Here is a 23867-nt window from a genome sequence, read left to right as displayed (position 1 = left end):
CGAAACCTTCGGGTCAGACAGGCACCTGATATAGACCGGTTTGACCAGAAGGAAAAGTTCAGCCCAAAAGCGCCGCGCGGCTGGCCCGCAAACCCGAATCGAGCCAGCGCGCCTCAAGTTCCCGCAAGCGGGCGCCCAGGGCGGCCCCCTGCAAGCCGGGCATCAGATCGGCCGGGCGCACCGGGAACTGTGCAGCAGCACCGCGTGCGACCTCGGCCTGCCAATCCGTCGGGGGGGGCGCAGCAATCATCGCCGCGCGCGCCAGAATGGCGTCCGTTGCCAGGCCGACACCCAGACGATAGCCCAGCACCGCCGGCGCCGCATCTTCCGTCAAAGCGTCTCTGACATGGCGAAAATCGCGCGATTCCGCCCGGGAAAGCCGCCAGGATTCGCTCGGATCCTGGCCACCCAGCACCGCCAGACGGCGCAGCCAATGCCCCGGCTGCCCCTTTTCCAGCCAGATCAGCGGCGCCAGCGCCCGCGGGTCGGCACCCGGCAGCACCCGCGCCAGAACGCCGGCCTGCGCCATCACCGCCACCGCCGGCGCAGGGTCTGGCGCGGCCAGCAACTTGCGCATCTCCGCCCCGATCCGCTCGGCCGAAAGCGTCTCTATTCCTGCGGAAAGTTCGGCACAGGCGGCCAACCCCTCGGCGTCAATTCCCTGATCGGGGTCGCCATACCAGGCATGGAACCGGAAAAAGCGCAGGATGCGCAGGTAATCCTCGCGGATGCGGGCATGGGCATCGCCGACAAAACGCAGACGCCGAGCGTGCAGGTCTGGCAGACCGCCCAGCGGATCAAGCACGATGCCATCCGCACGGGCATAAAGCGCGTTCATCGTGAAATCGCGCCGCTGCGCATCCTCTTCGATCCGGTCCGAAAAGGCGACAACCGCGCGCCGGCCATCGGTCTCCACATCGCGGCGGAAGGTGGTGATCTCATGCGGAATACCCTCGGCGATCACCGTCACCGTGCCATGTTCGATTCCTGTCGGAAACACCCGAAAACCAGCCTTTTCCGCAATGTCAGAGACTGTTTGGGGCAGGGCATCGGTCGCGATATCGGTATCGGCCACCGGCGCGCCCAGCAATGCATTGCGCACGCAGCCCCCGACGAACAGCGCCTGATAGCCCGCCTGCGACAAGGCCGCGCAGACCGCCTGAGTCGCCGGATTTTCCAGCCAGTCGCCGGTCACTTTCATCTCAGCCGCTCCGCCAGCCCCCGCAACATCCGCGCCGTCGCGCCCCAGATGTAATAGGGGCCCCAGGGCACAGCATAATATCGCCGCCAGTCGCCGCGCCACATCCGCCGCTCTACCCGATAGGCAGACAGATCGCGCAGATGCGCCAGCGGCACCAGAAACACCTCGTCCACCTCGCCGATCTCGCGGCGGGGCACGAAAACGTCACTGATATGGCCCAAAACGGGGGTCACGCTATAGCCGGTCACGGTTTCATGCGCCGGCATCCGCCCCAGAATCCGCACCAAGGACGGGTCCAGCCCCACCTCCTCGCGCGCCTCGCGCAGCGCGGCGGCCTCGGCATCCGCATCACCGGCGTCGATCTTGCCACCCGGAAAGGCAATCTGCCCTGGATGATGCTGAAGCCCCGAGGCACGCTTGGTCAGCAGCACCGCCGGCCCGCGCGGCGTTTCACAGATCGCGACCAGCACCGCCGCCGCCCGCAGCTTGCGCCCGGGCGGCAGCACCGTGCCAGGGTTGAGATCATAGTCCGAGCTTTCCGGCGCGGGACGCTCCAGCGCACGGATCAGCGCTTCAGGCCCCATCGGGCGCGGCCTTTCCGGCCTCGAAACCCAGCGTCGCGGGGTCAAACTCGTAATGGGCCCCGCAAAACTGGCAATCGGCGGTCAGAACGCCCTCGGGCGTCGTCATGTGGCGCAGATCCTTGGCCGAATAGATCGACAGCGCATCGCGCACCTTCTGCGCCGAGCAGGAACAGCCGAATCGCACCGGTTGCGCGTCATAGACCCGCGGCGCTTCCTCGTGGAACAGGCGGATCAGCAGGTCGGTCGGTGCGACCGAGGGGCCGATCAGCTCCATCTCCTCGACAGTGTCGAGCAGAAGATTGACCCGCGTCCAGTTCTCGCCCTCGGAGCCGTCCAGGATATCGGCCGATTGCAGCAGCCCGCCCGCGCCCGACCCGCCCTGATCGGCGACAAAGGGCGAGGCCTTCGGCATATGCTGGATCATGACGCCCCCGGCCCGCCAATGCGGCGCGGCGCCGGGCTGCTGGCTGCGGCCATAGGTCAGGGCAAAGCGGGTCGGCAACTGCTCCGACTGCGCGAAATAGGTCTGCGCACAATCCGAAAGCGACCCGCCGGTCAGCGGTGTGATGCCCTGATAGGGCGTCATCCCCTGCCCCTGGTCGATCACGATGACGAAATACCCTTCGTCCAGCAGGTCAAAGGGCCGCGCCTCGGGGTCAAGCCGATCCGCCTCGAAATGCGCATAGGCGCGAATCCGGGCGGGCTCGCCGTCCTCGGTCGGGCCGTAATAATCAGTCGCGACCATCTTGACCGCGCCGGTGCCGCGAATTTGCAGCGACAAGCGCCAGCGCAGCTTGATGGTCTGGCCGATCAGCGCGGTCAGCAAGGCGGCTTCGCAGACCAGCGCCTCGACCTGCGGCGGATAGGCGTGCTGCTTCAATACCTGATCCAGCACACCGTCCAGCCGGGCAACCCGCCCGCGGATGTCCGAAAGATCAAGTTGAAACGGCAGGACGGTATCGTCCCAGGCAATCTGCGTTCCGATGGTCATGGGGGTTTCCTGATGGCGCCACTGCTGGCATACCGCGATCATATAGGCGCAGCAAGATCAGGACCCAAGGGATGATACGACGCTTTGGCGAGGCAGTGAGGCCGGGCATTGCCTATCGGCGCCGTCCGGGGGTCTATGCGGTGCTTCTGGATGGCGATCACATCCTGACCACCTTTCAGGAGGCCCCCAAGCCGGAATTCCAGTTGCCCGGCGGCGGAATCGACCCCGGCGAACAGCCCCTGGCCGCGCTGCATCGCGAGGTGCGTGAAGAAACCGGCTGGACCATTCAGGTGCAGCGCCGCCTGGGTGCGTTCCGCCGCTTCTGCTACATGCCGGATTACGATCTTTGGGCCGAAAAGCTCTGCACGCTCTATCTCGCGCGGCCGACCCGCCCGATCGGGCCCCCGTCGGAACCGGGGCACAGCGCTGTCTGGCTGCCGATCGAAACCGCGCTGACAAGTCTGGGCAATGCCGGCGACCGCGCCTTTCTGGCACAAGCCCTGCGCTAGGGCGGTGCCTGCGACCGCGCGAAGAGGACACCCGACACGTCATCGGGAAAATCGCCATGCCCCGTATGCGCGTTCAGCATCCAGACCAGCGCCTCCAGCAGATCGGGGGGATCCATCTGGTGATTTTCGTGCAGGAATTTCACCAACCCCTCGGCGCCCAGCTCATTCCCCTGCGAATCCGGGCATTCGGTGACGCCATCTGACACGAGAAACAGCCGATCCCCGGGATCAAGCTGCGCATCAATGCGCTCATAGACCACATTCGGCAGCAGCCCGATGGGCATCCCGCCCTGACCCAACTGCTCCACCCGGCCATCGGCGCGGATCAGCACCGGGTGCGGATGGCCCGCCTGCACCAGCATCACCTTGCCCGTCACGAGGTCGATTTCGGCATAGGCGAGGGTGAAATACTGCTCTACCTGCATATCGTCGAGCATCATGCGGTTCAGCCGCCAGGCCACCATTTCGGGCGGCCAGGCGCCGCGATTGCCATCCACCCCGCCGGTCAGCGCGATATTCTGGTCGGGCGCGGCGCCAGAAAGCAATCCGGCCAGTCGCGCGGTCATCATCGCCGAGGCCACGCCATGCCCCGAGACATCAACCGAATAGATCGCGATTCGCCGCGCACTGATTTCGAAGAACCCCGCCAGGTCGCCACCGACATGCCCTGACGGGCGCAGCAGGATCGAGGCGCTGCCGCCGGAAAACCGCCGGAACCGTTCGCGCACCAGTGTCTGTTGCAGCTTGCGCGCCTCGATCAGGTCACGGTCGAGTGAATCATAAAGCTGCTGCAATTCCTCCAATGTAGCGCCGATCAGACGGTTCTTGTGCAGCAGCTCGCGCTGCATGACCAATAGCCGCTCACCCGCGCGCAGGCGGGCATGCAATTCGTCGGAATTGACCGGTTTGGTCAAGAAATCATCGGCCCCACCATCCAGGCCATCGGCAATCTCGCCCTTTTCGGATTTGGAGGTGAGCAGCACGAAATAACCGTAGCTGTCTTGCGGCAAGGCCCTGAAAGCCTTGCAGAATTCAAGACCCGACATGCCGGGCATGACCCAATCGGACAGCACGATGTCGAAGCTGCGATCACGGCACAGATCCAGCGCCTGTTCAGCGGAATCGGCCTCGGTCACGGCATAGCCCCAGCGTTGCAGCCACAGCGTCAGGATCCGGCGCTGCGCGCGACTGTCATCGACCACAAGCACCTGACGCGCCGGACGCGCCTCGGGAATGGGTTCGACAGGGGTGCGACTGGGAAACGACACGTCAGGCTCCATCAGCTCCGGTAGCCGACAGATTCGCGCCCGGACCTTAAAAGACCATGAAAGCTAAAATTGCACAGGGAATGCCCGCGGCGCCTAACCCGCCGTTAAGCCTTGCCACCCGAAACTGCGACCAGCCGAAAGGAAAACGGGGGCGATCATGGTGGATTGGGAACGGCTGGAGGAGCTGCGCACCGAAATCGGGGAAGACGGTTTTGATGAGGTTGTCGGCATGTTTCTGGAGGAAACCGATGAGGTGATGCAACGCATTCACGGTGCCGCACCCGATCATCTGGGCCGGGATCTGCATTTCCTGAAAGGCAGCGCGCTCAATCTCGGTTTCGACCAGATGGCACGCTTTTGCCAGGAGGGAGAGCGCGCCTGCGCGCCGGGCGGGTCAGGCAGTGTCGATCTGAATAGGCTGCACGAGATCTATGCCGCGTCCCGGCGCAGTCTGATGGAACGGTTGCAGCGCAAACCCGCCGCCTGATCAGATCAGGAATTCGGCCAGTGCCTCGTCGCCGGTAATATCGCGATAGGCAAAGCCCGCCTCGTTCATCCGCTCGGCCAGCAAGGCAAACTGACCGGCCTGTTTCGTCTCGATGCCGATCAGCACCGACCCGAAATTGCGCGCCGATTTCTTGAGGTATTCAAACCGCGTGATGTCATCCTGCGGCCCCAGCATATTGAGAAACTCGCGCAGCGCACCCGGGCGTTGCGGCATGCGCAGGATGAAATACTTCTTCAACCCGGAATATCGCTGGGCACGTTCCTTCACCTCGGGCAGGCGTTCAAAATCGAAATTCCCGCCAGAGGTGACGCAAACCACGGTCTTGCCGCGAATTTCATCGGCCAGCACCGGCAACACATCGACCGAAAGCGCACCTGCGGGTTCCAGCACGATGCCCTCGACATTCAGCATCTCCAGCATGGTGATGCAGATGCGATCCTCGGGCGCCAGCAGAACCTGCGCCGGATCGGCCCATTTCAGCGCGTCGAACGTATGGGTGCCAAGCCGCGCCACGGCGGCGCCATCGACGAAACTGTTGATACGCGGCAGCGTGACCGGCGCGCCGGCCTCCAACGCGGCACGCAGACTGGCGCCGCCGGCAGGTTCGACAAAACGAAAGGCCGTGCCGGGCGCGGCCGCGCGCAGATATCGCGTCACGCCCGAGGCGAGGCCACCCCCCCCCACCGGCAGAATCACCAGATCGGGCGCACGGCCCAGCTGGTCCAACACCTCTACCGCCACGCTGGCCTGCCCCTCGATCACATCGGGATCATCGAAGGGCGACAGGAAATGTGCGCCCTGATCGCGGCAATAGGCCTGGCTGGCCGCCAGCGTCTGATCGAAATAGTCGCCGGTCAACACGATCTCGATCGCCGCACCGCCGAAGGTGCGGGTCTTGTCGATCTTTTGCTGCGGCGTCGTCACCGGCATGAAGATCGTGCCGCGCACCCCGAAATGCCGGCAGGCATAGGCCATGCCCTGCGCGTGATTGCCCGCGCTGGCGCAGACGAAATGCCCCAGATCGGGCCGCGCCGCCCGCATCTTGCGCATGGCGTTGAAGGCGCCGCGCAGCTTGTAGCTGCGCACGGGGGTCAGATCCTCGCGCTTGAGCCAGATCTCGGCCCCATAGCGCGCCGAAAGATGGTCGTTGCGCTGCAAGGGCGTGGCCTCGAACAGGTCACGCAGGGCCTCGGTGGTATGGCGGGCGGATTGGACAAAATCGGTCATGCGCCGATTAGACCCGGCCAGCCCGGCTTGGCAAGGTCAGACCAGCGGGCGCTTTTCGATATAATGCCCGTAAAGCGTGGTCAGGATCGAGGCGGAGATCATCAGTTGCAGCCAGCCCGCCACCAGTTCCCAGATCAGCGCGACAACCGACCCCTGCGCCATCAGGTTCAACGGCGCGCCCAGCACGATGCCGATCAGCCCGGTAAAGAACGCCAGAATCAGGATCGTCGCCGTATCCCCCGCCGTCGCGACCCAGCCATCGGCAAAGCCCGGCTTGCGGTCCAGCGCGACCCCCGGCAATGCGGCACTGAGCCGATACAGCACCGCAAAGGCCGGCACGATCATCGCCAGCGCCGACAAGAGGCTTGCCAGCGGGGTTTGCCCCAACAGAAGCGACAGCACCACCGCCGCGGCAACGCCGATCACCAGCGCCATGGCCACCACGACCAGCGCGATCAGCAATGACCGCCCCGCATAGCCCGCCAGCCGCCCGGCATGAAACGACGGCAGATAGCCCTGCGGACGTTCCTCCAGCAGCACGAAACGGTGCCAGGCGACGGCGATCCACAGCGTCGTCAGAAACAGCACGATCACCGAAACCAGCGTATTGACGGCCTGCCCGGCCGACAGCTCGGCCCCCGGCGCCATCATCGACGGCGTGACGCCAAGCGCCACCGCCACCGCCATCTGCGCCAGATACAGCAGGCCCGACACATGCAGCGCCTCGGGCAGGTTCCCGAAAACCTGCCGGATCGAATGCACGAATATTGCCCAGCCCTTCATCGCCATCTCCCTGCGCCGTTGCGCCACAAAAGGCAGAGGGATCGGCCGCTGTCAACCAGTGGCCCGGCTTGCCACCCGGGCGATTTCCCTTTAATCGCAGGCAAAACCCGTTCGGAGCATCCTCATGTCGAAGCCCAAGAAAGTTGTCCTGGCCTATTCCGGCGGCCTTGATACCTCGATCATCCTGAAATGGCTGCAAACCGAATATGGCTGCGAGGTGATCACCTTCACCGCCGATCTGGGCCAGGGCGAGGAGCTGGAACCCGCCCGCGCCAAGGCCGAACTTCTGGGCATCAAGCCGGAAAACATCCATATCGTCGATGTGCGCGAAGAATTCGTGCGCGACTTCGTCTTCCCGATGTTCCGCGCCAATGCGGTCTATGAAGGGCTTTACCTGCTGGGCACCTCCATCGCGCGGCCGCTGATTTCCAAGCATCTGGTAGAGATTGCGCATAAGCATGGCGCCGATGCCGTGGCCCATGGCGCCACCGGCAAGGGTAACGACCAGGTCCGGTTCGAACTCTCGGCCTATGCGCTGGATCCGTCGATCAAGGTCATCGCGCCCTGGCGGGAATGGGATCTGACCAGCCGCACCAAGCTGATCGAATTCGCCGAGGCGAACCAGATTCCGATCGCGAAGGACAAGCGCGGCGAGGCGCCGTTCAGCGTGGATGCCAACCTGCTGCACACCAGCAGCGAGGGCAAGGCGCTGGAAAATCCGGCCCAGGAAGCCCCCGATTATGTCTATCAGCGCACCGTTTCGCCCGAAGACGCGCCGAACACGCCGGAATATATCGAAGTCACCTTTGAAAAGGGCGATGCCGTCGCGATCAATGGCGAGGCCCTGTCGCCCGCCACCATTCTGACCCGCCTGAACGAACTGGGTGGCAAGCATGGCATCGGCCGGCTGGATTTCGTCGAGAACCGCTTTGTCGGCATGAAGTCGCGCGGCATCTATGAAACCCCCGGCGGCACCGTGCTGCTGGAGGCGCATCGCGGGATCGAACAGATCACGCTCGACGCCGGCGCCGGCCACCTGAAGGATTCGATCATGCCGCGCTATGCAGAGCTGATCTATAATGGCTTCTGGTTCAGCCCCGAGCGCGAGATGCTGCAAGCCCTGATCGACAAGAGCCAGGAACATGTCACCGGCACCGTGCGGCTCAAGCTCTACAAGGGCGCGGCCACCTGCGTCGGCCGCTGGTCGGAACATTCGCTCTACAGCGAAAAGCATGTGACCTTTGAAGAAGACGCCGGCGCCTATGACCAGAAAGACGCCGCCGGCTTCATCCGGCTGAACGCGCTGCGCCTGAAACTGATCGCGACGCGCAATGCGCGGGTGGCCAACAAGGGCTGATGCCCCGCCCGCCACAAGAACCCGGGGGCCGTGCCAGCCAGGCGCGGCCCTTTTTTGTGACGTGACGGCGTGGTTGCGCGACCCTCCGATCCCGCATTAGCTGCGGCAACACCAAGGGGGGAGCCATGGAACAGATCGCCGCAGATATTCGCAACGTGCTGGAAACGAAAAGCTTTTCCGGCAGCCTGAAATTCGATTGCGGCGCCGATGGCGTGATCGTGCTGGCCGATGGCACCGCGACGACACAGGATGGTGACGCTGATTGCACCCTGCGCCTGTCGCGCGACAATCTGGTCAGCCTGTTGAAAGGCAAGCTCAATCCGATGATGGCGCTGGCGACGGGCAAGCTGAAGCTTTCGGGCAATCCGGCAGTGGCAATGGGGCTGGCAAAGCTGCTGGGCTAAGGCTCAGAGCATCCATTCCACCGGCAGGAGCCCGATCACCGCCAACGAGATCTGCCGGAACCAGCTTGTCCCCGGCTCTTGCTGCCAGGTTTCGGTTTGCCCGTCCACGCCGGCCTCGTGCCAGATCATCCGCCCGTCGGCGCTCAGATCCGGGCGATAGCTGACCCTGTCCAGCGGCCCGTCGAACCCCGCGCTGACCCGGCTTGCCATGTCGCGACTGTCGATCAGCAGGCCCATCTCGCAATTCAGCAGGGCCGAGCGGGGATCAAAGTTGAACGACCCGATATAGACCCGCCGCCCGTCCACCGCAAAGGTCTTGGCATGAAGCGAGGCACCCGACAGGCCCAGCGGTTTCAGTTGCAGATGCGATTCCGGCGTGACCCCGCCGCGCAGCTTCAATTCATAAAGACGCACGCCGGCCGCCAGAAGATCGCGGCGGTATTTCGCGTAACCTGCATGGACCATGACCACATCGGTCGTGTTCATCGCATTGGTCAGAATGTTCACCTGCTTGCCCGCCTGCGCCAGCCCGGCGAAATAGGCGGTGCCCGGCGTGCCCGGAATGAAATAGGCGCTGACCAGATCTAGCCGCGATTGCACCGGCCCCAGTATTTCGGCCAGCCGCGTGATCATCAGCTGATCGCGGCGCGCGATGCCCTGCCCCTTGGCCGGATCATCTGCCACAAGCTGCGCCTGCGTCCATTCCATCGCCTGCGCGCCCTGCACATAGCGCGCCGCACTGCTTTGCAGATCGCCCAGCAAAGTTTGGGTTTCCGCGTCGGCCATCACTTCGGCCAGGCGCGCATCGAACCCCGCGCGATCGCCGGGGTCGGCGACAATCGTCTCCAGCGCAAAGACCGAGGCGCTGTTCCAGTATTCGTCAAAGACCCGCGCGGTATCGGGCAGGATGGCGCCGGTGGCCAGCACGTCCATATCCTTGAAGAAGGCCTCGCCAATTTCGAAATATTCGTCGCCGATATTGCGCCCGCCAATGATCGCCACCGCGCCGTCCACAATCAGCGCCTTGTTGTGCATGCGGCGATTCATGCGAAAGAAATCAAAGGCATAGCCCAGCATCTTGGGCCGCCGCAGGGTTGAGGGGTTGAACAGCCGGATGTCCAGCTTCGGATCGGCATTCAGCGCCGCCAGCATCGCGTCCAGGCCCGGAATCCCGTTGTCATCCAGCAAGAGCCGCACCCGCACCCCGCGCTGTGCGGCCCGGTCCAGCGCGGCCAGCAGCAGCATCCCCGACAGGTCGTCGTGCCAGATGTAATATTGCGCGTCGATGCTGGCCTGCGCCCCCTCGATCAGCGCCAGCCGGCTGGCCAGCGCGTCATGGCCATTCGCCAGTGGCACCACCCCGGACAGGCCCGGATGCGCCGCCATCCCGCGCGCCATCAACCCGCCAAGCGCCGTATCCGCCGAGGCGGGCTGCGCGGTCTCGGCCGGGCGGGCGCTGATATCCGGCAGCGGAAAGATCAGGCGCGCCGCCCCGATCAGCACCGCCACCCCGGCGATCAGCGCCACCAGCCTTCGCAACATCCGCCGCATCACGGCACACCCCACGCACAAGGACAAAAGACCGTCTCCGGCCTTGGCCAAGACTGACGCCTTTGCCCCCGCCTGTCCAGCAGGGCGCAGCAAATGTTAGGATTGTGCGGGAAAACCTGGTGCCGCAGAAGGGACTCGAACCCCCGACCCCATCATTACGAATGACGTGCTCTACCAGCTGAGCTACTGCGGCTTCGGGAGTTCGTTTAACCGAGCGGTCGGGCGCGTGCAACAGCAATTCCGGCCCCGGCCCCGCTTCGCGCCAGTTTGTCTTGCGACGCTGGCGGGGGCGGGGCGGGGGCGATCAACTGCCCTTTCGCGCGATCTCGGCCAGATCGACCGGCGCTTCAGGCTCCGGCTCGGGCGGGGGCGGCGCCTCGGGCCGGGGCGGATTGACCAGAAGCGGCAAAAGCTCGGTCCCGGTCGGGCTCATCGCTTCGGCCTCTGGCGGCGCGCGCCAGCTCAGCGTGTCGAACCCGCCGCAGCTGTCGCAGATCGGGCCCCATTGCGCATGCACCGTGTGGCACTTGTCACACACCCATTGCGGCCCGCGCGGCGCGGTCAGGGCGCGGGCCAGCCAGGCGCGCACCTCGGCCTCGTCGGCGCCTTCGCCCCGCGCAATCGCCGCGCGCAGGGCAATGACCCGGCCGGTCGGGCCGGTTTCCGGCAGATCGCCCAGGGCGCGCCGCGCCTCGGGGAAATCTTCCGCCGCTATCAACAGCTCTGCTAGCAGCATCCGGGTTTCGGGATTGTCCGGATGAATCGCCGTCAGCGCCTTGAACCGCTTGAGCCGGGCCGAAGGCGTCTCCTCCGGCTCGATCTCGGCAAAGGCGGCGGCCAGATCGGGGTGCGGCTGTGCCTCCCACGCCTTTTTCAGCACCCGCGTCGCCCCCTTGGCATCGCCCGCCAGCGACAGGCTGCGCGCCGCCATCGCGGCCGCCGGCACCAGATCGGGCGACAGCTTGTTGGCGGCGATCGCCGCCTCGCGCGCCTCGATACTGGCGCCATCCTCCATCACCTTGCGCGCCTCTTGCAACGCCAGCACGGCATCGCGGCGGCGGAAGACATCCTTGCTCAGGCTGCCGGCGCGGCGCTTGGCGTCCAGCGTGGCGCGTGCACCCTTCCAATCTTGCGATTCCGCCTGCAATTTCAGCAAGATATCCTGCGTATCCGCGTGCTTCGGCTTCAGCGTGAAGGCCTTTTCCGCCAGCTTGAGCGCGGTATCGCGATCGCCTTCGGTAATCTTTTGCGCCATCAGCCCGCGAATGGCGACAAAGCGCGTGCGCTCATGATCAAGCAGCGCCTTGTAGGCCTGTTCTGCGCGCCTGGTATCGCCTGCCGCCTCGGCCGATTGCGCGACCAGAAGGTTGGTCAACTCCGGGTTCCCCAGCAGCTTCTCGGCCTTGAGCGCACGCGACAGCGCCACGCGATGTTCGCCACTGGCCAGCGCCACCATACCATCGGCCAGCGCGGCATAACCCTTGCGTTCGCGGTTGCGGTCGAAATAGCGCGACAGCGCGGTCTCGTCGCCACTGATGAATCGCAGGATCGCCATCAGCAGGCCGACGATCCTGACCAGCAGCCATAGCGCCACAAGGGCCAGCAGCACGGCCACAACCGCCTGCAATGGCCCCAGCGTGAATTCATAGCCCGCCGCGACGATGCGCACCCCCTCGCCACTATCGAGCAGCAGTGTCGCCCCCCAGGTCAGCGCCGCGACCACCAGAAAGAAGGTCAGCGCCTTGATCAGTGTCCAGATCATGCCATGGCTCCTGTCATTGGGCGGGGATCAGCGCCGCAAGCGCGGCCTGTGCGGCAAGAAAACGGTCGGCCTCGGCTGCCCATTCCGCAAGGGCGGGCTGCGCCGCTTCGGGCAGGGTGGCGATGCCCTGACGCGCCGCCGCCACGTCGCCGCTGGCCAGCGCGGCCTCGGCCCGCGACAACACGGCATCGGGGCTGTCGCCCTCTTGCGGTTCGGTCGCCCGCGCGCCGGTCTGGTTCAGCAGAAACACCGCCAGCCGGTCGGTCACCGTGCCGTCAGCCTGCGCCGCCATCCGCGCCGCCGCAAGGGCCGCGCGCGCGGCCTCGGGGAAACTGTCCTGCAAGGATGCAAGCGACACCGGCGCCGCCACAAAGGCCGGCAGGGGGTCGGGCAGCGTGATCCCTTGCGCCTCGATCTCGGCCAAGGCTGCGGGCAGACCGATGCCGGTCTGCACGGCACTGCGCAGCCCGATCAGCGCGGCATCGCGTGCCGCGCTATCGCGCAGCGCCTCGGCCTCGGCCTGCATCGCGTCGGCTTCGCGCTTTACATCCTGCATCCGCGCGGCGACTTGCGCCTCGATCTCGGCGGCGATGGCGGTGCTGTCGCCCGGCTGTTGCGCGGCGACCCGGCTTTCCAGCGCCGCGATGCGCCCCTCCACCGCCGAAAGATCGGCGCTTGCGGCGGGGCGTTCCTCCAGCGCGGTCAGACGCTGTTCAACCGGCGCCAGATCGACGGCAGCGGCCGGATTGGCCTCAAGCGCGGCAAGCGCATGGCCCAGCTTGTCGATCTCGGCGCGGAGCGCATCGGTTTCAGTCGTGTTGCGCGGCATGAACTGATCCATCAACGGCCAGCCCTGCTGCACACCATAGGTCGCCAGCGCAAAACCCATGCCCGCCGCAAGCGCGCCGCCGGCCACCAGCCCGAGGAAGCGGCCGAACCCGCCTGACCGCCGGGGCGGCGGCGGCGGCATGGTGTCGATCACCGGCGGGGCCTCTTGCGGCGCCGGCTCCTCTTGCGTGACGGCGGGCACCTCGATAACGGGATCGGGCGTGCCATCTTGAATGGCGTCAGTCTCGCGGGGTTCGGGAACCTCTTGTTTTTCGGTCTCTGACATTCCGCTCCCCCTTCGTGCCGCGTCGATTTCAACCAAGCTAATCATTCCGGCCGCCCCGGTTCAACCCGACTCGGCCCTGTCCAGAAGTCGCAGCACACAATCGCGCATCGCGGGGCCATCAGGCCGGTCGGCAACTGTGATCGCACCCAGCCCCGCCGCATGCAGCGGCGCGGCGCTCGCCTCCGATATCGCCGCGAATTCCAGCGTCGCGCGCAGTCCCAGCGGCGCCAACGCGGCCAGCAACAGCTGCGCGGAGCGCGGCGAAAACACCGGCAGCACGATCCGCCCCGGTCGCACCAGCGCCTGCACCGCCTCGGGTGACAATGGCTGGGCCTCCTGCCGGTAGCAGACGGTTGAAATCGTCTCTATTCCTGCGGAATTGAGCCTTTCCGACAGGTTACCGCGCGTTTCAGCGCCATGCAGATGCCACAGGGGGCCTTGGGGCCGCAGCCGCAGGATCAGCGCCAGCAGCGCCTCGGCATCGCCGCCCGCATTTTGCGCGGCAAGGCCAAGCGCGGCCGCCCGTTCTGCGGTGCGGGGGCCGACGCAAAAGGCCGGCAGGCCCGGTGGCAGATCGAGCCCCGCCACCACCTCCAGCGCGGTGCCCGAGGTCAGGACAAGCCCGCCCAGCCCGCCCGGCGGCACATGGACCGGCAGCAGTGACGGGGCCAGCAAAGGGGAAGTCAGGACACAAGTTCCCCGCCGCGCCTGCACCAGCATCGCCGCGAACCGCGCCGCATCCGCCGCCGGCCGCGTCACAAGCACAAGGACCGAGTCGTCGGGAAGACGGGATTGCCTGACCATGCGTCCGGTGTTACCTGCGGTCATGCCCTGTTTCAACCGCGACACCATGTCCGAAACGCTGACCTTCCTCGGAATCGAAAGCAGTTGCGATGATACCGCGGCGGCGGTCGTGCGGCAAAGCGGCTCTGGCGCCGCCGAAATCCTGTCATCGGTGGTGCAGGGCCAGACCAGCCTGCACGCGGCCTTTGGCGGCGTAGTGCCGGAAATCGCCGCCCGCGCCCATGCCGAACGCATCGACCTTTGTGTCGAACAGGCGCTGGCCGAGGCCGGCCTGCCGCTGACGGCCTTGAATGGCATCGCCGTCACCGCCGGGCCCGGGCTGATTGGCGGCGTGCTGTCGGGGGTGATGTGCGCCAAGGGGCTGGCCGCTGCCACCGGCCTGCCGCTGGTGGGGGTGAACCATCTGGCGGGCCATGCGCTGACCCCGCGCCTGACCGATGCGATCGCCTATCCCTATGTCATGCTGCTGGTTTCGGGCGGGCATTGCCAGTTCCTGCGCGTGGATGCCGCCGACCGCTTTACCCGTCTGGGCGGTTCGATCGACGATGCCCCGGGCGAGGCTTTCGACAAGGTCGCCAAGATCCTCGGCCTGCCACAGCCCGGCGGCCCCGAGGTGCAGCGCGCGGCCGAAACCGGCGATGCCCGGCGCATCGCCCTGCCCCGCCCTCTGCTGGACCGGCCCGGCTATGACCTGAGCTTTTCGGGCCTGAAAACCGCTGTGCTGCGCGCGCGCGATGCGTTGCTGACGCCGGAGGGAGGCCTGCACCGGCAGAACCGCGCCGATCTCTGCGCCGCGTTCCAACTGGCCGTGGCGGATGTGCTGGCCGAAAAATCCCGCCGGGTGCTGGCCGATCATCCGGTCACCACCCTGGCGGTGGCGGGCGGCGTGGCGGCCAACAGCCTGATCCGCGCCCGGCTGGAGGCACTTTGCGCCAGCACCGGCACGCGGTTCCTTGCGCCGCCGATGGCGCTTTGCACCGACAATGCCGCGATGATCGCCTGGGCCGGGATCGAGCGGTTCCGCTTGACCGGCGCCGATGACATGACACTGTCAGCGCGGCCGCGCTGGCCGCTGGATCAGACCAGCCCCGCCCTGCTGGGGTCGGGCAAGAAAGGAGCGAAGGCGTGACGATCGCTGTTCTGGGCGCAGGGGCCTTTGGCGCCGCGCTGGCCGAAACGCTCAGCCGGCAAGAGCCGGTCATCCTCTGGGGCCGCAGCCAGACGACACGCCGCATCGCAAAGCTGCCCGGGCTGGAATTGGCCGAAAACGTCACTGTCACCGCTGAAATCGCCGATACCGACCAGGCGGAGATCGTGCTTCTGGCGCTGCCGATGCAGGTGCTGGGCCGGTTTGTCGATGACCACGCCACCCGCCTGCGCGGCAGGCCGCTGGTGGCCTGCTGCAAGGGGGTCGATCTGCGCAGCGGGCTGGGCCCGGCCGAGATCCTGGCGCGGCTGGATGGCCCCGCCCCCGCCGTGCTGACCGGCCCCAGTTTTGCCGCCGATATCGCGCGGGGCCTGCCGACCGCGCTGACCCTGGCCTGCGCCGACGATGCGCTGGCCGAAACCTTGCAGGCCCGGCTTTCGACAGCGGCGCTGCGGCTGTATCGCAGCCCGGATGTCATCGGGGCGGAACTGGGTGGCGCGCTGAAGAATGTGATCGCGATTGCCGCCGGTGCGGTGATTGGCGCCGGGCTGGGCGATTCCGCCCGCGCCGCGCTGATGACCCGCGGCTATGCCGAGATGCTGCGCTTTGCGCTGGCGCGCGGCGCGCGGGCCGAGACGCTGGCGGGCCTGTCGGGCTTTGGCGATCTGGTGCTGACCTGCACCTCGGATCACTCGCGCAATTTCCGCTATGGTCTGGCGCTTGGCGCCGGGCAGGAATTCGATCCCGCGACCACGGTCGAGGGCGCCGCCACCGCGCGCGCCGTGGCACAGATCGCCCGGACCGAGGGGCTGGACATGCCCATCTCGACCATGGTCGCCGCACTGGTGGATGGCAGGATCAGCCTTGCCGACGCCATGCAGAGCCTTCTCAACCGCCCGCTGAAACAGGAGTAACCCGATGCGCGTCGCCCTCGTCTGCAAGGACAAGCCCGCCAGCCTGCATATCCGCCAGGAAAACCGCCCCGCCCATCTGGAGCATATCCGCAGCACCGGCGTCGTGGAAATGGCCGGCCCCTTTCTGAGCGAGGCCGGCGAGATGTGCGGCTCGCTGGTGATCCTGGAGGTGGAAACGCTCGCCCAGGCGCAGGACTGGGCCGCGAATGACCCCTATGCCAAGGCCGGCCTGTTCGAAAGCGTGCAGATCACCGAATGGAAAAAGGTCGTCGGATGACCTATTGGCTGTTCAAATCCGAACCCGATACCTGGAGCTGGGACCAGCAGGTCGCCAAGGGTGCCGCGGGCGAGGAATGGGGCGGCGTGCGCAACTATCAGGCCCGCAACAACATGCGGGCGATGCGGCTGGGCGATCTGGGCTTTTTCTACCATTCCAACATCGGCAAGGCGGTGGTGGGCATAGTCGAGGTCTGCGCCGAAAGCGCGCCGGACAGCACCACCGACGACCCCCGCTGGGATTGCGTGCATATCCGCGCGGTCAGGCCGCTGTTGCAGCCGGTCACGCTGGACCGATGCAAGGTCGAGCCGGGCTTGCAGGACATGGTGCTGGTGAACAATTCGCGCCTTTCGGTGCAGCCGGTGACAGACGCCGAATGGCAGATCATCTGCCGGCTGGGCGGTCTGGAGACCTGAGAATTCATGAAAACGGAGGGCCCCGACCCCAACGGGACCCTCCATCCACCCCACGTGCTCCCTTAGCACCACACGTGTTCGATAAAGGTCCCGGGCATACTGCCGTTGAATCAGGTATAACTGATCCGGCGGGCCGGCGCAAAACCCGTCTTTCTTGCATTTGTTTCAATCAAACGAAAAATGCCCGCCAGAACGGCGGGCATTTGCGGGATTATCGGCCGATCAGGCGTAGACGGCTTCCTTGCCGAAATGCTTGACCAGAAGATAATAGATGACCGCGCGATATTTGTTGCGCTCGGACTTGCCGTAAATGTCGATCACCGCAGAAAGCGCCTCAGACAATTCCGGCCCGTCCTTCAGGCCCAGCTTCTTGATCATGAAATTGCGCTTCACGGTTTCCAGCTCGGATTCCTGGCTGGCCGCAACGGTTTCGGCATCGGCGTCATAGATCGCAGGGCCGCAACCGATGGTCACCTTGGTCAGGAGCGCCATATCCGGCTCGACCTTGCACTTGTTGCGCAGATCGCCCGCGTATTTCTCGATCAGAGCCTGACGTTTGCTCATGTGAAACTCCCTGTATTCGTTTATGACTGCGGGCGGCTGAAACTCTGGCAGGTGCCGCCTCGGCGCGAACACTAGGCCAAGGGGCGATCATCACAAAGGGAATTATCGCCGCAGCTTCCCCCCTTTGGGCGCCGGACGGTTCAGTTGCACCACCCATTGATTTGCCATCAGGGTCAGCTTTGCCTGGTCGCCCAGCTCGGCCACCAGGGCCTCTACCGCGCGCTTGACCGGCGCACCCCGGGCATCGGACATCCAGTTGAAATCGTCACCCGCGATGATCCCGTCATGTTTGACCTTGCGCAGGCATTGCACGATGTCATTGTCGATAAACGGAGAATTGTGGTTCCCGTCCAGATAGACCCAATCGAGCGAGGCATCGGGCAGCGCGGCCAGCGCTTCGTCCGACATGGCGCGATGGATCTTCACCCGTGCGTCATCGCGAAAGGCGGCGCAGACATCCTGATACTTCTGCTCCATCAGGTTTTCGTTCTTCTTGCGCCCGAAGCCGGTATTGGCGAATTCCGGCTGATAGAGCCAGGGGTCGATCAGATGCAGTTCGACCGGCTCGCAGATCTCCAGGATCCGGCGCGAAAAGGCGCCTTCCCAGACGCCGACCTCGGCCACGCGGGCGCCCTTGGGCAGACCCGCCAGCAACTTGCGGCGGATGCGGTCACGCTTGCTTTCTTCCAGAACCTGCTCGGTCATGCTTTCCCTCAACACTCTGCGATGTTTTGGGCCGCATGATAGGCCCCGCCGCTGCGATTGCGACAGCAAAAGGCCCGCAGCGCGCTGCGGGCCTTTGACGTGATGCAAAAAAGCCGCCTCAGTAGCGGTAATGATCCGATTTGAACGGGCCTTCCACCTTCACGCCGATATAATCGGCCTGATCGGCGCGCAGTTCGGTCAGCTTCACACCGATCTTTTTCAGATGCAGGCGGGCGACCTTTTCATCCAGCGCCTTGGGCAGGATATAGACGCCGGGCTGATACTCGCCCCCCTTGGTCCACAATTCGATCTGCGCCAGAACCTGATTGGTAAAGCTGGCCGACATCACGAAGGACGGGTGCCCGGTGGCATTGCCGAGATTCAGCAGACGCCCTTCGGACAGCAGGATGATCTTGTTGCCCGAAGGCATCTCGATCATGTCCACCTGATCCTTGACATTGGTCCATTTGTGGTTGCGCAGGCTGGCCACCTGAATTTCATTGTCGAAATGGCCGATATTGCCGACGATGGCCATGTTCTTCATCTCGCGCATATGCTCGATGCGGATCACGTCCTTGTTGCCGGTGGTGGTGATGAAGATGTCGGCGTCATGCACCACATCCTCCAGCACCACGACCTCGAACCCGTCCATCGCAGCTTGCAGCGCACAGATCGGATCGACCTCGGTCACCTTCACCCGGGCACCCGCACCGCGGAGCGAGGCGGCAGAGCCCTTGCCCACATCGCCATAACCGCAGACCACGGCGACCTTGCCGGCCATCATCGTGTCGGTCGCGCGGCGGATACCGTCCACCAGCGATTCCTTGCAGCCATATTTGTTGTCGAATTTCGACTTGGTCACGCTGTCATTGACGTTGATCGCCGGGAAGGGCAGCAGGCCCTTCTTGTGCAGGTCATACAGGCGATGCACGCCGGTGGTGGTTTCCTCCGACACGCCCTTGATCGCTTCGCGCTGCTTGGTGAACCAGCCGGGGCTGGCGGCCAGGCGCTTCTTGATCTGGTTGAACAGGCAAACCTCCTCGTCCGAGGTCGGCACTTCGATCAGGCCGGTTTCGCCCGCCTCGACCCGCGCCCCCAGCAGGATGTAAAGCGTCGCGTCCCCGCCATCGTCGAGGATCATGTTGCAGGTGCCCTCGGGGAACTGGAAGATACGGTCGGTATATTCCCAGTATTCCTCCAGCGTCTCGCCCTTCACCGCGAAAACCGGGGTGCCCGAGGCCGCAATGGCGGCGGCGGCATGGTCCTGGGTGGAAAAGATGTTGCACGAGGCCCAACGCACATCGGCGCCAAGCGCCTTCAGCGTCTCGATCAGCACGCCGGTCTGGATGGTCATGTGCAGGCTGCCCGCGATGCGCGCACCCTTGAGCGGCTGCGCCTTGCCGAATTCCTCGCGGCAGGCCATCAGGCCCGGCATTTCGGTTTCGGCAATATCCAGTTCCTTGCGTCCGAAATCGGCCAGCGCGATGTCCCTGACGATGTAATCCTTCGGCATGCGCCGCACTCCTTGCATTTACATTTGGCGCTGAGATAGCACTCTGACACACGCGCGGCAATGTTTTGGGGGGTGGGGCGGATCATGGCGGTTGCAAACACCCGGCGCGGTCAACCGCCGCGCGCCTGGCAGCGGATGTTGTCGGGCCGCCGGCTTGATCTGCTGGACCCAACCCCAATGGATATCGAGATCGAGGACATCGCGCATGGCCTGGCCTTCGTTGCCCGCTGGAATGGCCAGACCCAGGGCGATTACCCCTATTCCGTGGCCGAACATTCGCTGCTGGTCGAGGATATCTTCACCCGGCAAAACCCCGGCATTGCGGCGCGGTGGCGCCTGGCGGCATTGCTGCATGACGCCCCGGAATATGTGATCGGCGACATGATCAGCCCGGTCAAGGCCGCGATCGGCACCGCCTATGGCGATCTGGATCAGCGCCTGACCGCCGCCATTCATCTGCGCTTTGGCCTGCCGGCGGCCCTTCCGGTTGCGATCAAACGCGCGATCAAGGCCGCCGACAAGGTCTCTGCCTGGCTGGAAGCGGTGCAGATCGCCGGTTTCTCGCCGGCCGAGGCGAACAAGCTGTTCGGCCTGCCTGCCCCCACGCTGGTGGCCGCGCTGGAAATCCGGCTGCGCCCGCCCGTGCTGGTGCGGGCCGATTACACCGCGCGGCACAAGGCCCTGCTGGAACTGGAAAGCTGAGCGCCGGCCTCAGCCCGGATGGCGGTAGTAGTCATTAGAACGGTCAAGATGCCGCCGCATCGCCTGCGCCGCACCTTCGCCGTCGCGCGCGGCGATCAGATTGACGATCTCGTCATGCTCGCGCAGCGTCGTGTCCTCATTGCCCGACCAGTGCAGCAATCCGCCGTGATACTGGAACAGCCAGCCCAGCATGGCCTGGCTGACCGCCGCGATGATCGGATTGCCGGTCATGGCCGCGATGCGCGCGTGAAAGGCCACATCCGCCGCGACAAAGGCCGCCGGATCGCCCAGCCGATCACGCTGCTGCGCCACCAGGCCGCGCAGATCGGCCACGGCGCCATCATCGGCCGTTTCGGCCGCCCGGCGCACCACCCCGCATTCAAACATGCCGCGCGCCTCTTTCAGATGGTCAAGCTGCCCCGGCTCGGCCGACAGCAGAAGCCGTGCCACCTCGTCCACCCGGTTCAGCACGCTGCCGGCATTCAATTCGTTCACCCGGCTGCGTTCGCCATGGGCGATGGTGATCAGACCCATCGTATGCATGGATTGCAACGCCTCGCGCACGGCGGGGCGGCCCACACCGAAACGCTCCATCAGGTCGCGCTCGGAGGGCATCGGATCGCCCGCCTGCAATTCACCGCGCGCGATCAGGTCGCGCAGGCGGTCAAAGACCTGATCCGAAAGCTTGCGCCGCACGATCTTTTCCGCCACGGGGGCACCGGCAGGATCTGACGGGGCAATCGGGTTGGCTCGGCGGGTCATGGCTTCTCCTTGCGGCGCTCCTCAAGGCATAGTGCCTTGCCGTCCCGCTTGCAAATCCTCGCGCCAGCCATAGGGCGGCAGGGGCCCCTGCGCGGTGGCGGTCAGGTTCGCCTCCAGCACGCGCGCCCCACAGGCCAGCCGCGACCGGCCGCCGCCCAGTTCCGCCGCATTGACCGGCTGGCCGGCAAGCCCCGCCAGTCGCGCCACCACCGCCGCCAGCGGCCGCGCCCTTCCATCGGTGTGAAACAGCCCGCGCGGCCCGGTCAACCCGGCGGGTGTCCAGACCTGCAACCCGGCCGGGGCGATCTGCGTGGCAAGGCCCAGTGTCCAGGCGGCCGCAAAGGCGCCATCCTGACGCGGGTCATCGTCGGTCATGCAGACCCGCCCCCGCCCCGGATTGGGCAAAGTGCGGCTGCCATAGGGGTTTTGCCGCATCGCGAGGGTCGAAGGGCCAAGCCGCCGCGCCGCGCCCGCCGCGATCGCCTGCGCCGAAAGCATGATATGCGGCACCGTCTCCAGCGTCTCCATCACCGAAAGATCGTCAGCCGCATGCACGATGGGGCACAGCCCATGGCTCACGAAATCCAGCAGCGCCACCGGCGGGCGCTTGCGGTTCAGCTCGGGAAAGAAACTTGCCATGCCGCCGCCCAGCGCGATACCGGCAAAGGCCGCGCGCGCGGCGCGATGGATCGCCTCCAGCGGCGTGCAGGCCGGCCATTCCGACCCGGGCGGCGTCGATTGCCGATCGACCGCGGGGCAGACCATGACCGAGGCCGGGTGGAACCCCGCACGCGCCAGATCGGCGGCATGGCCGGTAAATTCTGCGGTCAGATCACCGTCGGGACGACAGTGCGCGATCAGCTCCAGATCGAACGCGCATTCAGGCAGACGCGCCTGCAAATCGGCAAAGGCCCGCAGCTCGGTCAGCCCATGCCCCGCCGCCGCATCCAGATGGCACAAAAGGCGCTGCGGCCCGATCTGACGGATCAGCGCCGGCGCATCGGGGCGCGCGGCCTCGGCCGCGTCCAGCAGCAAGGCGGTTTCAGGAAAGACCGCATCCGGCACGACACAACGCAGCGGCGCGACCGGGGCGGCCGGCGCCACCGCCTCCCACCGGATTTCCACCGCCTGCCGGATCACGCTGCCATCGGCGATGCAATAGGGCCAGGGCAGGGCCAGCGGGCGCACATAGGTCTTGTAGCTGGCATCGCCCCATTGCCGTTGATCCTCCATCTCGAAGACATCACCCTCGAACCGGCAGGTCACCCGCAGCCCGCCCGCCTGATGAATCAGCCCGGTGATATTCTGAAAGGGCTGCCACGGCGCGATCAGCACGGGAAACTGGCTGTCTTCGGCCAGGGCATCGCCATGTTCCACCCGCAGCGGCGCACCGGCCACACCCTCGATCGGGTGCAGCACCGTAAAGCCGGTGCGGTTGGTCTCGAAATCGCCGGTCGCCCGCGCCTCGGCGGCAAAGCGCAGGAGGCCAGCGGTCAGGCGGATCGTCACATCCACCGCAAGCCGCGCCACCCCGCTGTCGAAATGCGCGGTATAGCTGACGCGCGTTTCATCGCCCACCTCGATGCGCAGATCGCGGATTTCGGGCGCCAGCGTGCCCCAGTCGCGGTCACGCACCAGAAAGGCCACTGCGCGGATCAGCTCGGTCTCGCCATGACGCAGATGGCGCAGATTGCCACCCTCCAGCCCCAGCGAGACCGGCCCTGCAACCAACCGCTGTTGCAGCGCGGGCGGAGCCTCGGTGCCATAGAGCGCGCGCGCCTCCATCACCAGCCCCGCAGATCAATGCGCGTGCCCTCGCGCGCCGAGACATAGGCCGCCTCCACCAGCGCCAGCGTCTTCAGATTGTCCTGACCCGAGGTTTCAGGCACCCCGCCCGCGCGCAGGCAATCCACGAAATGTTGCTGGATGATCTGCACGCTTTCCTGAATGTTGTGCCAGGGCCGCGATGCCCAGGGCAGGACCGGCGGCGCCACATCGCGCAGGGTCTGTTCGCCGTCACGCTGGATCACCAGCCGGTAGCCGGCCTCCAGCCGCAAGCTGCCCAGATCGCCGTCGATCTCCAGCAGGGTTTCGGGAAAGGTCTCGGGCGTGCGCCGCGTGGCATAGGAACAATCCACCACCGACGTCGCACCGCCCTCATGTTCCAGCAGCATGGTCGCGACATCCTCGCCCCGGATACGCGGGTTCACACGGCGCGTGGTGGCGCTGATCGTCGCGACATCGCCGAACAGCGCGCGCGCGATATCCAGAATGTGAATACCCAGATCCTGAATGATGAACCGCTCATCCGTCGCCAGATAGGGCTGACCGGCATAGACATCATAGCCCGACCGAAAAGTGACGCGCCCAAAAAACGGCCTGCCCACGGCACCGTCGCGGATGGCAGAGATCGCGGCGCGCACCGCCGATTGCCATCGGAAATTCTCGTGTATCATCAGCGTCTTGCCGGCACGCTCCACCGCTTCGACCATGGCGCGGGCATCGGCCGTCGTTTCGGCAAAGGGCTTTTGACAGATCACATGCAGCCCCGCCCCCGCCGCCAGTTCCACCAGCGGGCGATGCGAGGCGACGGTGGTCGCGATATCCACGAAATCCAGCCGTTCCGCCGCCAGCATCGCGGCCGCATCGGCATAAGGCCGGGCGCCAAAACGGGCGGCGGTTTCATCGCGGCGGGTCGCGTCGCGGTCACAGACCGCGACGATCCGCACCCCCTCGATGCCGGCCCAGCCATGCATCTGGTTCTGTGCAAAGAAGCCGCATCCGATCAGGGCACCGTTCAGCAT

25 protein-coding genes and 1 tRNA gene are annotated in these 23867 nt (G+C 65.7%); 9 read left to right on the top strand and 17 right to left on the bottom strand.

The features are described from left to right. Positions 1 to 58: 58 nt before the first annotated feature. Genes FOA17_RS12090 through hslO form a run of 3 tightly spaced genes read right to left on the bottom strand, consistent with a single transcriptional unit; the run spans position 59 to position 2776 of the window. A complete protein-coding gene (locus tag FOA17_RS12090; protein ID WP_149141747.1) occupies positions 59 to 1201 on the bottom strand; it encodes a CCA tRNA nucleotidyltransferase in 1143 nt (380 codons plus the stop codon). Continuing rightward, positions 1198 to 1785, bottom strand: coding sequence for a CoA pyrophosphatase (locus FOA17_RS12085; RefSeq protein WP_149141746.1), 588 nt, complete (start codon positions 1783 to 1785; stop codon positions 1198 to 1200). Before FOA17_RS12085 ends, FOA17_RS12090 begins: the two co-directional genes overlap by 4 nt. Next, a complete protein-coding gene (gene hslO / locus FOA17_RS12080) occupies positions 1775 to 2776 on the bottom strand; it encodes an Hsp33 family molecular chaperone HslO (protein WP_149141745.1) in 1002 nt (333 codons plus the stop codon). The genes FOA17_RS12085 and hslO overlap by 11 nt, the downstream gene beginning before the upstream one ends. Before the next feature lie 71 nt (positions 2777 to 2847). On the opposite strand from hslO, the gene FOA17_RS12075 reads away from it, so the two are divergent. Then, on the top strand, positions 2848 to 3285 hold the full coding sequence (locus tag FOA17_RS12075) for an NUDIX hydrolase (protein WP_149141744.1): 438 nt from the start codon (positions 2848 to 2850) through the stop codon (positions 3283 to 3285). Here FOA17_RS12075 and FOA17_RS12070 read toward each other — a convergent pair. Beyond that, positions 3282 to 4553: a PP2C family protein-serine/threonine phosphatase gene (locus tag FOA17_RS12070; protein ID WP_420841706.1), complete on the bottom strand. Its 1272-nt coding sequence runs from the start codon at positions 4551 to 4553 to the stop codon at positions 3282 to 3284. The two genes, FOA17_RS12075 and FOA17_RS12070, sit on opposite strands and share 4 nt — an antisense overlap. A 157-nt stretch (positions 4554 to 4710) precedes the next feature. Between FOA17_RS12070 and FOA17_RS12065 the strand changes: the two genes are divergently transcribed. Next, positions 4711 to 5040 (top strand): Hpt domain-containing protein, encoded by a 330-nt coding sequence (locus FOA17_RS12065; protein ID WP_149141742.1) that lies wholly within the window; start codon positions 4711 to 4713, stop codon positions 5038 to 5040. On the opposite strand, the gene ilvA is transcribed toward FOA17_RS12065, so the two are convergent. Beyond that, entirely contained in the window at positions 5041 to 6288 is a 1248-nt protein-coding gene (gene ilvA / locus FOA17_RS12060) for a threonine ammonia-lyase IlvA (protein ID WP_149141741.1), read from the bottom strand. Between the two features lie 36 nt (positions 6289 to 6324). Then, a complete protein-coding gene (locus FOA17_RS12055; protein WP_149141740.1) occupies positions 6325 to 7071 on the bottom strand; it encodes a hypothetical protein in 747 nt (248 codons plus the stop codon). Between the two features lie 124 nt (positions 7072 to 7195). On the opposite strand from FOA17_RS12055, the gene FOA17_RS12050 reads away from it, so the two are divergent. Both FOA17_RS12050 and FOA17_RS12045 read left to right on the top strand, forming a co-directional pair. Further along, positions 7196 to 8428 (top strand): argininosuccinate synthase, encoded by a 1233-nt coding sequence (locus FOA17_RS12050; protein ID WP_149141739.1) that lies wholly within the window; start codon positions 7196 to 7198, stop codon positions 8426 to 8428. A 125-nt stretch (positions 8429 to 8553) separates the two neighbouring features. Continuing rightward, entirely contained in the window at positions 8554 to 8832 is a 279-nt protein-coding gene (locus FOA17_RS12045; protein WP_149141738.1) for an SCP2 sterol-binding domain-containing protein, read from the top strand. 3 nt (positions 8833 to 8835) lie between these two features. Here FOA17_RS12045 and FOA17_RS12040 read toward each other — a convergent pair whose 3' ends face one another. The 5 genes from FOA17_RS12040 to FOA17_RS12020 all read right to left on the bottom strand — a co-directional run bounded on the left by FOA17_RS12040 (position 8836) and on the right by FOA17_RS12020 (position 14087). Continuing rightward, on the bottom strand, positions 8836 to 10374 hold the full coding sequence (locus FOA17_RS12040) for a phospholipase D family protein (RefSeq protein ID WP_338029115.1): 1539 nt from the start codon (positions 10372 to 10374) through the stop codon (positions 8836 to 8838). A gap of 126 nt (positions 10375 to 10500) precedes the next feature. Continuing rightward, positions 10501 to 10576, bottom strand: a tRNA-Thr gene (locus tag FOA17_RS12035). A gap of 111 nt (positions 10577 to 10687) precedes the next feature. After that, a complete protein-coding gene (locus tag FOA17_RS12030; RefSeq protein WP_149141736.1) occupies positions 10688 to 12145 on the bottom strand; it encodes a heme biosynthesis protein HemY in 1458 nt (485 codons plus the stop codon). Between the two features lie 13 nt (positions 12146 to 12158). Then, positions 12159 to 13259 (bottom strand): COG4223 family protein, encoded by a 1101-nt coding sequence (locus FOA17_RS12025; protein WP_149141735.1) that lies wholly within the window; start codon positions 13257 to 13259, stop codon positions 12159 to 12161. 60 nt (positions 13260 to 13319) lie between these two features. After that, entirely contained in the window at positions 13320 to 14087 is a 768-nt protein-coding gene (locus FOA17_RS12020; protein ID WP_149141734.1) for a uroporphyrinogen-III synthase, read from the bottom strand. A gap of 22 nt (positions 14088 to 14109) precedes the next feature. Between FOA17_RS12020 and tsaD the strand changes: the two genes are divergently transcribed. Genes tsaD through FOA17_RS12000 form a run of 4 tightly spaced genes read left to right on the top strand, consistent with a single transcriptional unit; the run spans position 14110 to position 16817 of the window. Further along, the gene (gene tsaD / locus FOA17_RS12015; RefSeq protein WP_149141999.1) at positions 14110 to 15192 is read left to right on the top strand and encodes a tRNA (adenosine(37)-N6)-threonylcarbamoyltransferase complex transferase subunit TsaD; all 1083 of its coding nucleotides are present in this window, start codon (positions 14110 to 14112) and stop codon (positions 15190 to 15192) included. After that, a complete protein-coding gene (locus tag FOA17_RS12010) occupies positions 15189 to 16124 on the top strand; it encodes an NAD(P)H-dependent glycerol-3-phosphate dehydrogenase (protein ID WP_149141733.1) in 936 nt (311 codons plus the stop codon). The genes tsaD and FOA17_RS12010 overlap by 4 nt, the downstream gene beginning before the upstream one ends. Before the next feature lie 4 nt (positions 16125 to 16128). After that, positions 16129 to 16401: a YciI family protein gene (locus FOA17_RS12005; protein WP_149141732.1), complete on the top strand. Its 273-nt coding sequence runs from the start codon at positions 16129 to 16131 to the stop codon at positions 16399 to 16401. Next, the gene (locus FOA17_RS12000) at positions 16398 to 16817 is read left to right on the top strand and encodes an EVE domain-containing protein (protein ID WP_149141731.1); all 420 of its coding nucleotides are present in this window, start codon (positions 16398 to 16400) and stop codon (positions 16815 to 16817) included. Before FOA17_RS12005 ends, FOA17_RS12000 begins: the two co-directional genes overlap by 4 nt. Before the next feature lie 222 nt (positions 16818 to 17039). On the opposite strand, the gene FOA17_RS11995 is transcribed toward FOA17_RS12000, so the two are convergent. From FOA17_RS11995 to ahcY, 3 genes are all read right to left on the bottom strand, one after another. Beyond that, entirely contained in the window at positions 17040 to 17381 is a 342-nt protein-coding gene (locus tag FOA17_RS11995; RefSeq protein WP_149141730.1) for a DUF2853 family protein, read from the bottom strand. A 102-nt stretch (positions 17382 to 17483) separates the two neighbouring features. Next, a complete protein-coding gene (locus FOA17_RS11990; protein WP_149141729.1) occupies positions 17484 to 18086 on the bottom strand; it encodes a class I SAM-dependent methyltransferase in 603 nt (200 codons plus the stop codon). A 118-nt stretch (positions 18087 to 18204) separates the two neighbouring features. Next, entirely contained in the window at positions 18205 to 19599 is a 1395-nt protein-coding gene (ahcY, locus tag FOA17_RS11985) for an adenosylhomocysteinase (RefSeq protein ID WP_149141728.1), read from the bottom strand. An 84-nt stretch (positions 19600 to 19683) separates the two neighbouring features. Between ahcY and FOA17_RS11980 the strand changes: the two genes are divergently transcribed. Then, entirely contained in the window at positions 19684 to 20301 is a 618-nt protein-coding gene (locus FOA17_RS11980) for an HD domain-containing protein (protein WP_149141727.1), read from the top strand. A 9-nt stretch (positions 20302 to 20310) separates the two neighbouring features. Here FOA17_RS11980 and nanR read toward each other — a convergent pair whose 3' ends face one another. Genes nanR through FOA17_RS11965 form a run of 3 tightly spaced genes read right to left on the bottom strand, consistent with a single transcriptional unit; the run spans position 20311 to position 23867 of the window. Beyond that, positions 20311 to 21063, bottom strand: a complete 753-nt coding sequence (nanR, locus tag FOA17_RS11975) for a transcriptional regulator NanR (RefSeq protein ID WP_149141726.1) — start codon at positions 21061 to 21063, stop codon at positions 20311 to 20313. Between the two features lie 21 nt (positions 21064 to 21084). Then, positions 21085 to 22848, bottom strand: coding sequence for a D-apionate lactonase family protein (locus FOA17_RS11970; RefSeq protein ID WP_238991802.1), 1764 nt, complete (start codon positions 22846 to 22848; stop codon positions 21085 to 21087). Further along, the gene (locus FOA17_RS11965) at positions 22848 to 23867 is read right to left on the bottom strand and encodes a Gfo/Idh/MocA family protein (protein WP_149141724.1); all 1020 of its coding nucleotides are present in this window, start codon (positions 23865 to 23867) and stop codon (positions 22848 to 22850) included. The genes FOA17_RS11970 and FOA17_RS11965 overlap by 1 nt, the downstream gene beginning before the upstream one ends.

Origin of the sequence: Gemmobacter caeruleus (assembly GCF_008271655.1) — a bacterium.
Lineage (GTDB): Bacteria > Pseudomonadota > Alphaproteobacteria > Rhodobacterales > Rhodobacteraceae > Gemmobacter > Gemmobacter caeruleus.
Note: the sequence above shows the minus strand (reverse complement) of the source record. Positions and strands in the feature narration are given on the sequence as shown.

What these genes read in the sequence shown, in the direction of transcription:
- FOA17_RS12090 (WP_149141747.1), bottom strand. Translation starts at nt 1,201, where the DNA reads ATGAAAGTGACCGGCGACTGGCTGGAAAATCCGGCGACTCAGGCGGTC.
- FOA17_RS12085 (WP_149141746.1), bottom strand. Translation starts at nt 1,785, where the DNA reads ATGGGGCCTGAAGCGCTGATCCGTGCGCTGGAGCGTCCCGCGCCGGAA.
- hslO (WP_149141745.1), bottom strand. Translation starts at nt 2,776, where the DNA reads ATGACCATCGGAACGCAGATTGCCTGGGACGATACCGTCCTGCCGTTT.
- FOA17_RS12075 (WP_149141744.1), top strand. Translation starts at nt 2,848, where the DNA reads ATGATACGACGCTTTGGCGAGGCAGTGAGGCCGGGCATTGCCTATCGG.
- FOA17_RS12065 (WP_149141742.1), top strand. Translation starts at nt 4,711, where the DNA reads ATGGTGGATTGGGAACGGCTGGAGGAGCTGCGCACCGAAATCGGGGAA.
- ilvA (WP_149141741.1), bottom strand. Translation starts at nt 6,288, where the DNA reads ATGACCGATTTTGTCCAATCCGCCCGCCATACCACCGAGGCCCTGCGT.
- FOA17_RS12055 (WP_149141740.1), bottom strand. Translation starts at nt 7,071, where the DNA reads ATGAAGGGCTGGGCAATATTCGTGCATTCGATCCGGCAGGTTTTCGGG.
- FOA17_RS12050 (WP_149141739.1), top strand. Translation starts at nt 7,196, where the DNA reads ATGTCGAAGCCCAAGAAAGTTGTCCTGGCCTATTCCGGCGGCCTTGAT.
- FOA17_RS12045 (WP_149141738.1), top strand. Translation starts at nt 8,554, where the DNA reads ATGGAACAGATCGCCGCAGATATTCGCAACGTGCTGGAAACGAAAAGC.
- FOA17_RS12040 (WP_338029115.1), bottom strand. Translation starts at nt 10,374, where the DNA reads ATGTTGCGAAGGCTGGTGGCGCTGATCGCCGGGGTGGCGGTGCTGATC.
- FOA17_RS12030 (WP_149141736.1), bottom strand. Translation starts at nt 12,145, where the DNA reads ATGATCTGGACACTGATCAAGGCGCTGACCTTCTTTCTGGTGGTCGCG.
- FOA17_RS12025 (WP_149141735.1), bottom strand. Translation starts at nt 13,259, where the DNA reads ATGTCAGAGACCGAAAAACAAGAGGTTCCCGAACCCCGCGAGACTGAC.
- FOA17_RS12020 (WP_149141734.1), bottom strand. Translation starts at nt 14,087, where the DNA reads ATGACCGCAGGTAACACCGGACGCATGGTCAGGCAATCCCGTCTTCCC.
- tsaD (WP_149141999.1), top strand. Translation starts at nt 14,110, where the DNA reads ATGTCCGAAACGCTGACCTTCCTCGGAATCGAAAGCAGTTGCGATGAT.
- FOA17_RS12005 (WP_149141732.1), top strand. Translation starts at nt 16,129, where the DNA reads ATGCGCGTCGCCCTCGTCTGCAAGGACAAGCCCGCCAGCCTGCATATC.
- FOA17_RS12000 (WP_149141731.1), top strand. Translation starts at nt 16,398, where the DNA reads ATGACCTATTGGCTGTTCAAATCCGAACCCGATACCTGGAGCTGGGAC.
- FOA17_RS11995 (WP_149141730.1), bottom strand. Translation starts at nt 17,381, where the DNA reads ATGAGCAAACGTCAGGCTCTGATCGAGAAATACGCGGGCGATCTGCGC.
- FOA17_RS11990 (WP_149141729.1), bottom strand. Translation starts at nt 18,086, where the DNA reads ATGACCGAGCAGGTTCTGGAAGAAAGCAAGCGTGACCGCATCCGCCGC.
- ahcY (WP_149141728.1), bottom strand. Translation starts at nt 19,599, where the DNA reads ATGCCGAAGGATTACATCGTCAGGGACATCGCGCTGGCCGATTTCGGA.
- FOA17_RS11980 (WP_149141727.1), top strand. Translation starts at nt 19,684, where the DNA reads ATGGCGGTTGCAAACACCCGGCGCGGTCAACCGCCGCGCGCCTGGCAG.
- nanR (WP_149141726.1), bottom strand. Translation starts at nt 21,063, where the DNA reads ATGACCCGCCGAGCCAACCCGATTGCCCCGTCAGATCCTGCCGGTGCC.
- FOA17_RS11970 (WP_238991802.1), bottom strand. Translation starts at nt 22,848, where the DNA reads ATGGAGGCGCGCGCGCTCTATGGCACCGAGGCTCCGCCCGCGCTGCAA.
- FOA17_RS11965 (WP_149141724.1), bottom strand. Translation starts at nt 23,867, where the DNA reads ATGCTGAACGGTGCCCTGATCGGATGCGGCTTCTTTGCACAGAACCAG.